General features: G+C 40.3%; 14 protein-coding genes. 4 read left to right on the top strand and 10 right to left on the bottom strand.

Annotation, left to right across the window (positions count from 1 at the left end; translation table 11 throughout):
- Position 1: 1 nt before the first annotated feature.
- Genes plsX through H7844_04790 form a run of 3 tightly spaced genes read right to left on the bottom strand, consistent with a single transcriptional unit; the run spans position 2 to position 1,760 of the window.
- The gene (plsX, locus tag H7844_04800) at positions 2-1,024 is read right to left on the bottom strand and encodes a phosphate acyltransferase PlsX (GenBank protein MEO5356600.1); all 1,023 of its coding nucleotides are present in this window, start codon (positions 1,022-1,024) and stop codon (positions 2-4) included.
- A gap of 20 nt (positions 1,025-1,044) precedes the next feature.
- Positions 1,045-1,230: a 50S ribosomal protein L32 gene (gene rpmF, locus H7844_04795; GenBank protein ID MEO5356599.1), complete on the bottom strand. Its 186-nt coding sequence runs from the start codon at positions 1,228-1,230 to the stop codon at positions 1,045-1,047.
- Positions 1,231-1,244: 14 nt separating this feature from the next.
- On the bottom strand, positions 1,245-1,760 hold the full coding sequence (locus H7844_04790) for a DUF177 domain-containing protein (GenBank protein ID MEO5356598.1): 516 nt from the start codon (positions 1,758-1,760) through the stop codon (positions 1,245-1,247).
- Between the two features lie 145 nt (positions 1,761-1,905).
- On the opposite strand from H7844_04790, the gene lysS reads away from it, so the two are divergent.
- From lysS to H7844_04770, 4 genes are read left to right on the top strand one after another with little or no spacing between them, the layout of a single operon-like run.
- The gene (gene lysS, locus H7844_04785; protein MEO5356597.1) at positions 1,906-3,384 is read left to right on the top strand and encodes a lysine--tRNA ligase; all 1,479 of its coding nucleotides are present in this window, start codon (positions 1,906-1,908) and stop codon (positions 3,382-3,384) included.
- A complete protein-coding gene (locus tag H7844_04780) occupies positions 3,381-4,604 on the top strand; it encodes a lipoprotein-releasing ABC transporter permease subunit (GenBank protein ID MEO5356596.1) in 1,224 nt (407 codons plus the stop codon). Before lysS ends, H7844_04780 begins: the two co-directional genes overlap by 4 nt.
- 2 nt (positions 4,605-4,606) lie before the next feature.
- Positions 4,607-4,987 (top strand): hypothetical protein, encoded by a 381-nt coding sequence (locus tag H7844_04775; protein MEO5356595.1) that lies wholly within the window; start codon positions 4,607-4,609, stop codon positions 4,985-4,987.
- On the top strand, positions 4,971-5,636 hold the full coding sequence (locus H7844_04770) for an ABC transporter ATP-binding protein (protein MEO5356594.1): 666 nt from the start codon (positions 4,971-4,973) through the stop codon (positions 5,634-5,636). The genes H7844_04775 and H7844_04770 overlap by 17 nt, the downstream gene beginning before the upstream one ends.
- A 162-nt stretch (positions 5,637-5,798) precedes the next feature.
- Here the strand turns inward: H7844_04770 and H7844_04765 are convergent, their stop codons facing one another.
- The 7 genes from H7844_04765 to H7844_04735 form a co-directional block, all read right to left on the bottom strand.
- Positions 5,799-6,359: a hypothetical protein gene (locus H7844_04765; GenBank protein ID MEO5356593.1), complete on the bottom strand. Its 561-nt coding sequence runs from the start codon at positions 6,357-6,359 to the stop codon at positions 5,799-5,801.
- A 22-nt stretch (positions 6,360-6,381) separates the two neighbouring features.
- Positions 6,382-6,846, bottom strand: a complete 465-nt coding sequence (locus H7844_04760) for a hypothetical protein (GenBank protein MEO5356592.1) — start codon at positions 6,844-6,846, stop codon at positions 6,382-6,384.
- Between the two features lie 469 nt (positions 6,847-7,315).
- On the bottom strand, positions 7,316-8,953 hold the full coding sequence (locus H7844_04755; GenBank protein MEO5356591.1) for a response regulator: 1,638 nt from the start codon (positions 8,951-8,953) through the stop codon (positions 7,316-7,318).
- A 13-nt stretch (positions 8,954-8,966) separates the two neighbouring features.
- On the bottom strand, positions 8,967-10,175 hold the full coding sequence (locus H7844_04750; GenBank protein MEO5356590.1) for a response regulator: 1,209 nt from the start codon (positions 10,173-10,175) through the stop codon (positions 8,967-8,969).
- A 22-nt stretch (positions 10,176-10,197) separates the two neighbouring features.
- The gene (locus H7844_04745) at positions 10,198-12,093 is read right to left on the bottom strand and encodes an ATP-binding protein (protein ID MEO5356589.1); all 1,896 of its coding nucleotides are present in this window, start codon (positions 12,091-12,093) and stop codon (positions 10,198-10,200) included.
- Between the two features lie 12 nt (positions 12,094-12,105).
- Positions 12,106-13,128: a response regulator gene (locus tag H7844_04740; protein ID MEO5356588.1), complete on the bottom strand. Its 1,023-nt coding sequence runs from the start codon at positions 13,126-13,128 to the stop codon at positions 12,106-12,108.
- A 23-nt stretch (positions 13,129-13,151) separates the two neighbouring features.
- Positions 13,152-14,561, bottom strand: coding sequence for a response regulator (locus H7844_04735; GenBank protein MEO5356587.1), 1,410 nt, complete (start codon positions 14,559-14,561; stop codon positions 13,152-13,154).
- Between the last annotated feature and the right edge of the window lie 172 nt (positions 14,562-14,733).

The following is a 14,733-nucleotide window of genomic DNA, read 5'->3' as shown; positions in this document are numbered from 1 at the left end:
TTTACATCCCTTCTACATCAGTTTTTTCTGAGTTATTAGAGGCTATTTCATAGGATATTATTTTATTTATATCCTGCAGTGCTAGTTGATATGTCATATTCAACGCATTCTTTATGGCTTTTGCAGTAGATCTTCCGTGACAAATAACACATGTGCCGTTTATTCCTAAAAGTGGAGCGCCTCCGCTCTCGTCATAGTCTGTGTGTTTTTTAAAATTTCTAAATGCCGGCCTCAGACACAAGAAACCCAGCTTGCCAAGGGTTAGATTGGATATTTCATTTCTCAATATTTGAATGACGGCCTCTGCCAGCCCCTCGCTCACTTTTAATACCGTGTTGCCGATAAAACCATCACAAACAATCACATCGGCAAGACCCTTAAAAATATCCTTACCCTCAATGTTTCCTATAAAGTGGATATTTGCCGATTTTAATAACTTAAAAGCCTCCTTGGTCAGCTCATTGCCCTTTGTGTCTTCCTCCCCTATGCTAAGAAGAGCAACCTTAGGCTCTTCAACGTGATAGACTAACTTATAATAGGCACTTCCCATAAGTGCAAACTGAAGTAAATTAATTGGCTTACAGTCAACATTGGCGCCGGCATCAATAAGTAGAAAACGTCCTTTAATTCTTGGCATTAGCACAGCTATTGCCGGCCTGTCCACACCAGGGGCTTTCTTAAGAATTGTCAGTGAGGTTGCCATGGCAACACCGGAATGCCCTGCGCTTAAGGCGGCATGCGCCTCACCGGATTTTACTAATTCAATCGCAACTCTTATAGATGAGTTCCTCTTTTTTCTCAGCGCAAACGCAGTGGATTCATCCATACCAACCACCTCTGAGGCGTGTCTTATTTCGATGGCTCCGCTGCGGTATTTCTTCTTGGCAAGGTGTTTCTCTAAAACATCTGCTTGCCCGACAAGGATAATCCCTATTTCCGGCAGCTCGTTTACAGCCTCCACCGCTCCGTCAACATTTATTCCGGGAGCATTATCTCCCCCCATTGCATCTAGGGCTATTTTCATTTCTCTTACTCTTTAAATTCTTATTCTTTTTCTTTTACTGCCAGGATGCTTTTGCCGTTGTACTTCCCGCAGCTCATGCATACACGGTGTGGAACTTTTACCGCCTTACAATCAGGGCACAGTATCAGCGCCGGAGCTTTACCCTTCCAGTTAGCTCTTCTTTTGTCCCTTCTTGATTTGGAATGTCGCGATGTAGGATTTGCCATTAACCATACTCCTTTTAATTTGTTTTTACTTTTGTCAGTAAATCTTTTAGTTTAAAAAAACGCTCCTGTTCATGTACTCTTTTGCAATTACAACTCTCAGTATTTAGGTTTATTCCGCAACCGGGGCACAGCCCGCGGCAGGTATCTGAGCATACTGCACTAATAGAAATATTGAGAATTATCTGTTCCTGCAACAGTGCAGTTATATCTATCTCATCGCCGCTATAGAGGCACAAATCCATCTCGCCTCTGGTAAGCTCAACACTGTCCTCTGTCTCCAGAGCCCTTTGCGGACAGTATAACAAATTAAGGTCAAGTGACAACTCACTTGTAAATTCAGTTAAACACAGTCCGCACTGAAACCCTAACAACACTCCCGTATGTCCGCTTACCATTACCTCTGTGCCGTTTCGTTGTAAATATATCCGCCCCTTTACAGGGCCTCTCGTCTCCACTCCTTCCATCTTTACAGTCATATCTATATCAAGACTCATCCCCTCATCGGGGATATCCATCACTCGCACTTTCATGTGAAACACCCTCTTACAATAATCGTATCTCTAAACTGTAGAGATGAATTATAATTTTAATAATTAAAACTTGTCAAGGTAAACAATAAATGCTATAATCTGTTCAGTGAATTTTTAAAAAATAAAATTTAAAGACGGCTAAGAGATGGAAGAAATAAACGAACTGATAGAGCAGAGAAAGAAAAAACTATATGAGCTTCGCTCCCTTGGGGCTGACCCATTCAATGAAAGATTTGATCCAAAGGACTCGGCAAGAGATTTAGCGGCAAAGTATGAAGTAAAAACACATGATGACTTTGAGGCACAGCGTATTAACTGTAGTGTGGCAGGCAGGATTGTAGCAATAAGAAACTTCGGTAAGGCCTCGTTTTCTCACTTACAGGACGGCTCCGGCGAAAAGATTCAACTGTATTTTGCTAAAAATATTTTATTCGATAAATACCAGATATTTAAGAAAACAGATATCGGGGATATTTTAGGAGTCACTGGAAGGATTTTTAAAACCAAGACCGGTGAGCTGACTATAGAGGTGGAAGATTTTAAAATTCTTTCTAAATCGTTGCGCCCATTGCCGGAGAAATGGCATGGGCTGAAGGATGTTGAGATTCGCTACAGGCAGAGGTACGTTGATTTAATAGTTAATCCGGATGTGCGTAAAACCTTTGCCATTCGTAGTAGATTAGTGAAAGCTATACGTGATTTTCTTGAAAGCCGCGGTTTTATTGAGGTAGAGACCCCCATGATGCACCCTATACCCGGAGGGGCTGCTGCAAAACCGTTTAAAACCCATCATAACGCTCTCTCAACGGATTTATATCTGAGAATCGCCCCTGAGTTATATCTAAAAAGACTCCTTGTCGGCGGGTATGAGAGAATATTTGAAATTAATAAAAACTTCAGAAACGAGGGAATCTCTACAAAACACAATCCTGAATTTACCATGCTGGAGTTTTACGCGGCATACAAGGACTATAATTTCCTTATGTCTTTTACCGAGGAGATGTTTTCATATGTGTTAAACAAGGTGGTTGGAGCACAGAGGCTTAATTACGGCGATGTAGAGCTTGATTTTACGCCACCGTGGAAACAGCTGTCTTTTTTTGATTCACTAATAGAAAGTGGGGTTCCTGAGGGGGTACTCAAAGATGCCGGTAAGGCAATGGATTGGGGCAGGAAAGCGGGCATGGATATTCCATCTGGAGCGTCATACACAAATATAATAGATGAGATATTTAAGGTAAAGGTGGAGCCGGAGTTAGTTCAGCCGACTTTTATTACCGATTATCCTGTTGAGATATCCCCGCTGGCTAAGAGACGCCCTGATAAGCCGGAGTTGACAGAGCGTTTTGAGCTTTTTATTATGGGACGTGAAATAGCCAATGCCTTTTCAGAGCTAAATGACCCGATTGATCAAAGACAGAGATTTACGGAGCAGGTAAGGGCAAAAGATAAGGGGGATGAGGAGGCGCACTGGATGGATGAAGACTTCTTACGTGCACTGGAATACGGCATGCCGCCTGCCGCCGGCGAGGGCATAGGTATTGACCGCTTTGCCATGCTGGTAACTAATTCCCACTCCATACGGGATGTTATCCTGTTTCCTTTGCTCAAACCAGAGAAGTGAAACTCCCTTATTATTTTACTATAGCGCTTAGATACCTTAAGTCTAAGAAAAAACATAAGAGTGTTTCTTTTAACACGGTTATATCCATCGGCGGTGTGGCCCTTGGCGTTATGGCATTAATTATAGTGCTCTCGGTAATGAGCGGATTCCATGAGGACCTGCAGCGGAAAATCCTTGGAGTTAACACCCATCTGCTGGTACTAAGCCATGAGGGCAAAATCCCCATGTATGAGGAGTTGGCGGCAAAGATAAGGACATACCCTAATGTTGTAGCCACGGCTCCGTTTGTGCTAGGCCAGGTGATGGTAGCACAGGGGAAGCGTGCTCAGGGGGTGTACTTGAGAGGGGTTATTCCTGAGCTTGAAAAAGACGTAACGGATTTAAGGAAATATGTTAAAAACGGCTCAATTGATGCTCTTAACACTACAGAAAACGGTATTGTGATAGGCACTGAACTTGCAGGAAATCTGGGTGTAACAGACGGGGACTTTGTAAACATCATATCTCCAATAGGGGATATAGGCCCGTTGGGGATGGTGCCAAAGGCAAGGAAATTTCAGGTAGTGGCTGTTTTTGAGATTGGAATGTTTGAGTATGATTCAAGCCTTGCGATAACAAACATGTTGGCGGCACAGAATTTTTTTGGTCAAGGAGATACGGCAAGCGGCGTACAAATTAAACTGGATGATATATACAAGGCGGCAGAGGTACGTGAGAAGTTAAATACAACACTGGGGTATCCGTACAGGGCACGGGACTGGATGCAGATGAACAGGAATCTGTTTTCGGCACTTAAGCTTGAGAAATTTGCCATGTTTGTTATTTTAACCCTGATAGTGATAGTGGCAGCGTTTAACATAATATCCACCCTTATTATGAATGTGATGGAAAAGGAGCGTGAGATAGCAATTTTGAAAGCCATGGGAGCAACGAATTCCGGCATTATGGCGATTTTCATGTTTCAGGGTTTTCTTGTCGGCGCAATCGGCACGCTTATCGGAGTGACGGCAGGAGCTGTAACCTGCTATCTGCTGGATTCCTATGAATTAATTAAACTTCCTCCTGATGTTTATTACTTGAGCCACTTGCCGGTTAAGTGGAAATTGTGGGATTTTGTGCTGGTATCCGCATCTGCGTTAAGCATTAGTTTTCTGTCAACAATTTATCCGGCGTGGCAGGCGGCCAAATTAGACCCTATCGAACCGCTGAGGTTTAAATAACAGTGTTTAAGCTGATAAAGCGTATTATATACATGGCGATATTTTCCCTAATAGGGTTTTATGTAATAGCGTACGTATCCGGAGGTGAGAATTTCCGGTGGTTTGGCCAGAAGTCGGAAAGCACCGGTAAGGTCATTAAAGATTTATCCGAACGGGCGGCAGAGAAGGCTGATGATATGAAAAAATCAGACGGATTATTAAAAGGAATCGTAACAAGCGCTTTCAATAAGATAAAATCTGAGCTCAATCCCAGGCCTGCCGTCAAAGAGGAAACTAAAGACAACAGTACAGCGAATGAGGACAACAACACAGCTCCGCAAAAACCCCGCAAACGGCACCCTAAATCTGAAACGGATGAGAAAAAACATGGTTACAATATCTGACCTTACAAAATCCTTTCAAACCGATGCAGGGGTGCTTGAGGTTTTAAAAGGGATTCACATGGAGATTGCTGACGGCGAGGTGATTTCCATAATGGGAGCCTCAGGAGCCGGCAAAAGCACCCTCCTTCACATAATGGGCACGCTGGACAGGCCAACCTCAGGCTCAATCGTCTTTAACGGGCAGGATGTGTTCAATCTTGACGATAAAAAACTGGCCTCATTCAGAAATAACACTATAGGATTCATCTTTCAGTTTCACAACCTTTTGCAGGAGTTTAACACGCTTGAAAACACGATAATGCCTGCACTCATCTCCGGTCAAAACAGGGCGCTTGTTACAGAAAAGGCAATTGATTTATTAGGCGGCCTAGGGCTGAAAGAACGTTTGCATCACAGACCGGCTGAGCTTTCAGGCGGTGAGCAGCAACGGGTTGCCGTAGCACGAGCATTAATTTTAGACCCTCTGGTGGTTCTTGCCGATGAACCAACGGGTAATCTCGACACTAAAACAGGTGAACATCTGATAGAGCTTCTGCTTAAAATGAATCAGGACAAGGCAACTACATTTATAATCGTCACTCACAACGAGACTTTCGCCAAAAAAACTAAAAAAATTTATCACATGGAAGATGGACGGTTGCTGGACTAGGAAAAGAGAAAGAAAAAAAAAGAAAGAAAAGAAAGAAAGAAAAGAAAGAAAATAGTTAAGGGAAAGGGCTTTGCCCTTTCCCTTAAAATCCCTTTCCCACAAGGGGAAATGATTTCCCCTTGACCCCTCAGTTAGACGATTGAAGGCTGTTCGGTATAAATTCTACCTATCTGTTATCTTAATTTCTTTTATTGTGATTTTACCTAAATTTGATTTAAATTCCGCATCAAACTGAAGTGTTTTTATGTTCTTAATATTAACCGGCATAAAGTCTTTATCGTCACCGACAAATTTCTTTATTGGTATTTTGATTATAACACCGGCTTTGGGATCACCGCCCATATAAGACTCAACATTTACAAGTGGTGTACTGGATCCGTCAAAGTCTAAAAATTTTATTTCGGGTGAACCTCCTTGGAAATCCCCGCTGAAACTTATAACCAGATAACCGTTTAGGTAAGCTGATAAGTCTTTCTCAGGAAGACTTTCAGTTCCCCACCCACACCATACATTACTTTTATTGTCCCATTTCCATTTTATTGTTCCGTTTTCCTTGTCAACTTTAACCAGATGTATAGGAGCATTAGTGCCACATTTTGAATATGCTATGTCTATTGTTCTTCCGTTGTTAAATATCACGCTTTCTTTTGCATAAGAATTACCATTAACTACAAGGAATGCAACAAATAGTACTCCTGTTATAAAGACATTCTTTTTAACCATGACGTTACCTCCTGTTTTTTAGTTATTGCTTTTTAAGTAGTTTTTTTAAGTCTGATATTTTCTCATTTGCCTCCCTATCATTTGCATCTAGTCTTATAACTTCTAAGTAGTCATCCAATGAATCCCTATAGTTTTTTGTATCAAACTCTGTTTTTGCAAGATTTTTGTAGAAATTAATTCTCTCTTCTAATTTGGTACTTGACAGAGAACTGATAAATGGCTCCTGCTTTGCGATGTTAACAGTATTTGTTTCCTCAACTTGTTTTTTTATAATTTGATTTGGTATTGAGTCTATCTTGTCAAAGCCAAAGATAATTAATAAGATCATCCAGATCGCATCAAATAATGTTTTTACATAGTTCTCCTTAATGAATTTCAAAACATCATCGCTAAAAGTTTTTATTAAACATTTCAATCTGCCGATAATGTTATCGCTTGTTGATTTACTATTTTTTCCTGTACTTTCAGATTTCACGTCCTCAGCCATCCTCTCAACCTCCTAATTTGAAATTTATACCAAGTAGCAGTCAAAAGAGTAACGAGGCGGCAAGGAGAAAGCGACCTCCCCTTACAGGGGATTCCCCTTTTAGGGGAGCGTACGTCAAGGAGCTTTCGAGCAAGCCAACAAAGTTAATCGAATGAATGCAACTTGGTATTAGAAACAATTTACAGAAATATACCCATTACCTTTTACCGTTAAAACTACAGACTTTATCAATTATGGATACAGTGCCATATTATAGGAATTATTATACATAATTGTCAAGCCTGCGAATTGCCTCATCAAAAAACTATACGAAAGAGAAACGTTGGCTTAAGTAAAAAACTTTACGAAAAAACAGTATCAATGGGTCAGAGAAAATGGACGGTGGAAGAAAACTTATACCAAGTAGCAGTCAGAAGTAAACACAGGCGGCAAGGAGAAAGCACTATGCTTTTAAATTAGAATTGGACCTCTAAACGTCCTGCCCGACCGCAGGGAAAAATACTTTTATTGTTGTGTGGTCATGTTCTGAACTTTCAATTTCAATTGTACCTTTATGATTTTTTATAATGCCGTAACTTATTGAAAGACCCAGCCCTGTTGCCTGCCCGACTTCTTTTGTTGTAAAAAACGGTTCAAGCACACGTTCTCTCACACTTGGAGACATCCCCATCCCATTATCGGCAACGACGACAACAACAGAAGCCGTTTCGGTATTATATTTAACGGAAACATTAAGGTGTTTAATGTACTCGGAGGCTTCAATAATTTTAGCATATATCAACCTGTCCTTTTCATCCATCGCATCTCTTGCGTTAGTGATAAGATTTATCCACACCTGCTCAAGCTGGTAAGGCTCTCCGATAATTGAGGGAAGGGAAGGCTCAAAGTCTTTTATTACCTCTATCTCATGAAGGCGTAACTGCTCATCCAAAAGGCTGAACGCCGCATCAATTGTATCAACAACATCTACTTTTATAAATTTTAAGGTGTCTTGTCTGGCAAAAGTTCTGATATGTTGAATTATCTTTGTCATTCTTTTTACCGACTGCTCTATGTCATCAAGGCCGGATTCAATTTCGGCCTCTGTCAAGCCGCCTTTTTCCAGCAGTTTGCGAAAACTCTTGGCAACCAAAGCTATGCCACCCAGCGGTTGGTTAATTTCGTGTGCCAGCCCGGCTGACATCTCACCAAGGGTGGCAAGTTTTGATGTTTGAAAAAGCTGCATCTGCATTTGGTTAAGCTCACTGGATCTTTCCTGTATCCGTCTTTCCAGTTCCTCATTCATCTTGGAGATAATTTCCGAGGATATCTTCAGCTCCCTGTTTCTGTATAACCGGGTTCTGTTGAGATGTATTCTCTCTATGGCTTTCTTAACAGAGAAAAGCAATTCGTCGAGATTGACGGGCTTAGTTAAATAATCTATGGCCCCGGCACGAAGTGACCTGATGGCATGTTCATTATCATTAGCACCGGTTACCATAATACCCTCGATGTCCTGATAGTATTTTCTTGCCGTGGTTATCACCTCTATGCCGTCCATATCACTCATGTTTATATCTGAAATGACAACGTCTATTTTACTGAATTCTATTATCTCCAATCCGCCCAATCCGCTTGTAGCAGTAAAAACCTCATACCCTTCCGCCTCAAAAAACCTCCTCAACCTCTTTACAACCAGCTCATCATCATCAATCAGTAAGAGAGTGTTCTTGTTGGAGAGGGTGCTTTTTTCTGTAAGCTTCTCCTGCGCCCTTCCCAGTGCCGCAAAAAGCTCCTCAATATTTATAGGCTTTTCTATATAATCTATAGCACCGTGCTTTAACGACTGAATGGCTATATCCTGAGTCCCAAAACCTGTAATTACTATTATTTCACAATCCGGTTTATTTTCTTTAACTTTTTTGATAAGCTCAATTCCGGTAATATCGGGAAGATTAAAATCAACAAGAATAATGCCGGCATTTGTTGTATTTATTTTCTCAAGGGCGGTTTTACCGTCTGCTGCAGTGAAAACTGTAAAAAAACCTCTTAACAACTCTTTCTCCAACAGATTGGTAAGCATCTTATCGTCATCAACAATAAGAACAGTTTTTGCGCTGGAATTCATGTTTTATCTCCTGCTACGCACGCTCTCCACGCACAGCCATTAAAACATAATTTTCTTTTACCTCACCGACTATTGTAATCAGTGTAAGGGTTATGAATGAGTATAAGCCGGTTTTTATAGTTTCCAGCCGTCCGGGTGTCATAAAAAGAAGGTCTATTGAATCAGATATCTGCTTGATGGAAATATCTTTTATACCTGTTTTTTTCATATTCTCAAGCAGTTTTTCATCAATCTTCTCAGGGCTATAATCTATCATGTCAAGCATTGCCTTGTTTATATAAATCAATGTAAGGTCTTTTTTTATAACCATGATAGACATCGGAATGGAATCTAATAATCTTTGGGCAAAACTCATAGCTTGCTCTACAATGGTTTTATGAATATTTATTATTACCTCTTCCTCATCAGTAATCTGGGCTATAATCTGTCTGGCCAGTTCAAGTTCGCGGGTGCGGTATTTTAATACTCTGTCACTGTTGAGCTTTTCTATCGCCTTTTCTATTGACACTATCAACTGGTCAAGGTCAACCGGTTTTCTCAGAAAACTCATCGCTCCGTCTCGCATTGCCTGTATGGCACTTTGTTCATCACCGTAACCGGTAAAAATTATTGCCTCAAAATCATCACTGAGTGCTCTCATTCTATGCAGAGCCTCAAGACCATCCATTTTAGGCATCTTGATATCTAAAAGGGCTATGTCTATTTTTGTCTGTGAAAAGAGACTTAGTGCCTCCTCACCGTTTGCAACATCGAAAATTTTCCAGTTTTCCTTTTCCAATACTCTCTTAAGCCGCTTACGAGGCACTTCCTCATCCTCGGCAAGAAGAATGTGAGGCGAGACTAGTTCCTTTTGTCTCATGTCGATCCTTTCTTTTGCTCTCCCAAGAGCCATACTTAAAATGTCAAGGTCTATCGGTTTTTTCAAGTAGTCCAGAACACCTTCACGAATAGCTGCAATGGCCGTATCAACCTCTCCGTAGCCGGTAAAGACAATTACCTCCGTCTCAGGGCAAAGGCGCTTTACTGTATGGATTACCTCCATGCCGTCAATGTCAGGCATTTTCAGGTCAGTTAACACTATTTGAGGGTTCTCCGACTGAAAAAGCTCTATTCCGATACGCCCGTTTTCCGCCTGTATTACCTCAAAGCGCTCTTTTTGAACGTACTTTGTTAATTGCTTCCTGGCTGTTTCATCGTCCTCTATTAACAATACTTTATACATAAAGTACCTCCATACTGTGCTGTTAAGTTTGTAATTCCACAGCAGGCAGCACTATTTTAAATGTTGTTCCGCTGCCGGCCTCACTCTCTGCCGACAACAACCCGCCGTGTTCTTCTATTATTTTTTTTGACACTGACAAGCCTAATCCTGTACCCTTTCCAGGCTCGTTGGTAGTGAAAAACGGTTGGAATATTTTGTCTTTAATTTCTGAAGGAATTCCTGACCCGTTATCCACAACATCTATAACAACAGCGCTTGTACCTGAGGACAGCCTGAAACTATCAGCCTGGTATGTACTGATTTCAAGTAATTTTTCCGCTTTACCGCTGCTCTTCAGTGCATTTTTTGCATTAGAAACTAAGTTAATTATAACCTGCTCAAGCCTTATTTGGTCGCCTTTTATTTGCGGCAGGTTTGGTACAAAGTTTGTCTTTATTATTATATTATTAGACCTCAACTGTTGCCCTAAGAGTTTAAAAGACCCCTCTATTATCGCATTAATATTTAACAGCTCTGTTACCATGTCATCAGAGCGTCTCGTAAATATCCGCATATGGTCAATGATAGCAGCCATTTTGTCAACCTGCTGTACTATGTCGGCAAGATCGGAACTAAGCTCCTCAGCATTATGCCTGCCCTTTTGTATATCTTTGATGATTGACTGACATATTATTTTTATGCCGTTTAACGGCTGGTTAAGTTCATGGGCAACACCTGCGGTAAGCTCTCCTAATGCCGAGAGCTTTGCAGTTTGGACAAGCTGCGCTGTAGCCTCCTTTAATTCATTATTGAGGTTTTCCAAATCCACCGCCTTTTTCTCCAGTAAATCTTTTGATTCCACTATTTTGTCAAAAAGACGGTGAAATCTGCGCTCCAAAGCACGTATCTGATCACCCCTGATTAATTCCGGAAGTTCTATCCCTAACTGATGTTTTGAAACACCTGCTATAAAACCGTCCAGCCTCTTTATGTGCCTCATCATGTAGATCATTATAATAATAAATGACACAATGAGAGTGAACGCTGTAATTATATTATATCTGAGGCTGCGGGAGAGTATATTTACACTGAGCCCTGCAAATGTGTTTTTTGATAACAACGAGACAAACGAATACCTGTTTTCGCTCTCACCATAATCTAAGAAGGACTTTCCGGTAAACATATACTCCACACTTAGATCATTGAGGCTCTTACCAAGGGGTATTTTCTCCGGCGTATTAGTGGCTATGATGCTGTTTTCATTTTCGCTAAATAAAGCTACAATGTTGTTTTTATCATCAAAACCGACGGAATCTTTCAAAAAGCCGTCATTTACCCTGTGAACAATTACGAGTGTGCCGGTTCCTTTTCTGTTTTCATCCTCTATGTCTTTTGAGGCAATGACATAATTGACGCCATCCAGATATGTCATATAGGAATGACCGCTTGAGGCCTCTATCACATAATTACTCAAAGAAAGCAGAGAGGCCGGGACAGGGTCTGAATATTCCGTATATGCCTCTCTTATCTCTCTGTTGCTGTCAAAGAGCATGGCATACTCAATTTCCGGATAATATTTTAGAACAGACACTTTGGGAAGCCATGGCGGAATTTCCCTGTAATACACTTTAAGCGGTATTTCATCGCTCCACCGGGGTTGTTTAATATAACTGATTAAGGAATGGAAGTTGGCCAATGCCTTAACACTACGGTTATAACTATAAAAATGTTCATCAAAGTTCTTTCTGTCCTGCCGATGTTGAATCTCTAATTTTTCAAACAGTTGTGTATTTAATAACTCCTTTAACGCCCTCCTGTGAAAATGATCCAACACGGTGCTAAGAGCGATTCCTATGATTATCGTAACGGCGGCAATCTTTACAGTGAGTGAAATTCTTTCCAAGAACCCATTGTCATTTTCTTTATCTTTTATAAGCATATGCACAGTATTCTAATTACGCTCAGTTGCGGCCTTTTTAAAAACCATCTTATACGTAGTACCGTTTTCTGTTTCAATTTCAATGGTGCCCCTGAGTTTTCTCTTCATCAGGTCATGCACTAACTGCATTCCAAGCGACTTTGCCTTGCTTAAATCAAAATCTTTAGGAATACCGATACCGTTGTCACCAACAATTAGAATATAGTTACCTCTGTCATCCTCATTAAAACCAACAAATATAGTACCCTGTTTGCCGCCGCTAAAAGCATATTTCATAGAGTTTGAAACTATTTCGTTAATTATAAGCCCGCAGGGGATTGCAATACTGAGGTCAACTTTTTTAATGTTGACATCCAGCTTTATAAGCGGAGGGTTTGAATGAATTTCATAGGAATTAACAAGCTCAGAGCAAAGTTCTGCAGCATATTCAGCAAAATCAAAAGTTGACAGGTCTGAAGATTGGTATAGTTTTGTATGAATCATTGACATTGTCCTGATGCGGTTATAGCTGTCAATAAAGATATTGCGGAGCTTTTCATCTGTCATACTTTCAGATTGAAGGCTGAGGAGACTGGTAATAATTTGAAAATTGTTCTTAACCCTGTGGTGGATTTCCTTCAACAGCATATCTTTATATTCAGCCGATTTGCGCCATTTTTCCATTTTATGCTTATAAAGAGCCATTTTCAAGGTTACATGTATCTCTTTGTCATTGGAAGGTTTGATGATGTATCCATAAGGTTCCGTTATCTTTGCTCTTTCCAACAACTTTTCGTCAGCGTAGGCCGTCATAAATATAATTGGAATTTCAAATCGTTTAGTTATCTCAGCGGCGGTATCAATTCCGTCCATATCGCCTTGTATTACGATGTCCATCAGTATTATATCAGGTTTATCCGCCTCTGCCTTTATTATTGCTTCCCCAGAGGACGGTACAACGGAGGTGACAATAAACCCAAGCTTTTCCAGTTTGCGCTTTAGATTCATTGCTATTATGCCCTCATCCTCTACTATCAGTATTTTAGCGTTTTCCATGTTTTTTCTGCTCCTGAGCTTTTTCAGATTCTCTTCTTATATTGAAGTTCCTTAAACCGGAGCTTAAACTCTGTGCCGGCTTTTACATTTATTTCCAGTTTGCCGCCAAGTTGATATTCCGCCAATGTTCTGATTAATTTTAACCCCAGAGAAGACGATTGGTTTATATCAAAACCTTCCGGTATCCCCTTTCCGTTATCTTTGACAACTAATTCGTACATTTTTTCGCCGATGCTTTTCATAGAAATCTCTAAAGTGCCGGATTTTGTCTCAGTGAAGGCATGTTTCATGGAATTTGTCACAAGTTCATTAATAATCAAACAGCATGGCATGGCGGTATCAAGATTTATCAGTATCTCCTCAATGTCAATATTAACAATTATCATTGAGGGGTCAATGCAGTATGAGTTAACAAGGTCAGAGACGAGGTTTCTAGTGTAATCGTTAAAATTAACTTCTGAGAGATTATCACTTTGATACAACATCTTATGTATGAGAGACATGGATTTTATCCTGTTTTTCATCTCATTGTACATATCAATGAGTTTTGCATCATCAGAGTCCTCAATTTGAAGCTCTATCAGGCTTGAGATTATTTCCATATTATTCTTAACCCGGTGGTGTATCTCACGTAGTAAGAGGATTTTTTCCTGAAGTGAGGCCTTTATCTTCTCCTCGTAGAGTTTCCTGTGGGTTATATTCTTAAAGATATGAATGGAGCCTTTAAAGTCTCCGTTCCTTTCAAAAATAGGTGATGCAGTTACCTCAAAATACTCATTTAGTTCCTCATGATACACCTCTTTCAAGCAAGCGTCTTTGCTGTCACGGGTTTTTACGTTAAGACAATGTACCAGATCATTTTCCAGGCAGTCAAAAATCTCATAACATGGTTTGTTGCAGGGAATTTCAGGGTTAATTTTGAAAGTCTCTGTAAATGCCCTGTTACACTTAATGATATTATAGTCTTTGTCATGTATGGAAAGCATATCACTGACACAGTTAAAAGTGATTTCCCATTCATTGACTCTGTATTCCAATTCTTTGACATAAGAATCTATCTTTAATTTCATTTGCTGCTTTTCCAGTGCTTTTTCAATCTCAATATGCAGCTCATCATATTCCACAGGTTTTTGTATATAGCCAAAGGCGCCTTCCTTCATCGCTTCTATGGCAGTTTCGACACCACCGTGGCCGGTTATCATAATTACCTCGACCATACTGTTTTTAGCCTTTACCTCTTTTAAAACATCTATACCATTTATCTTTGGCATTTTAATATCGGCTATTATGATATCAGGATTTTGAGCTTCAACCATTTTGAGGCCTTCAATGCCGTTTTCCGCTGAATAAACCTCATAGTTATCCAGCAATAGAAGCTTCTTTAGTCTTTCCCGTATTATTACCTCATCGTCTATAACCAGTAACCTCGCCATATTCTCATCCTCTGAAAACAACTATCGGTTATTAAATGCTAATTTAAGTAAACCAATGAATGCGCAATGATAGCTAATAATAGTTAAAATTTGCGCCGAAAGTCAATACAATCCTGATAGTTAATAAGCCTGGATTGGCAGAGTTTTATTTGCTTAACGTTTTTTGTTAAAG

Source organism: Nitrospirae bacterium YQR-1 (assembly GCA_039908095.1).
In the GTDB taxonomy this organism is placed as follows: Bacteria; Nitrospirota; Thermodesulfovibrionia; order Thermodesulfovibrionales; family Magnetobacteriaceae; genus Magnetomonas.
The sequence above is the reverse complement of the archived record's forward strand: the minus strand, read 5'-3'. Positions and strand labels throughout refer to the sequence as shown.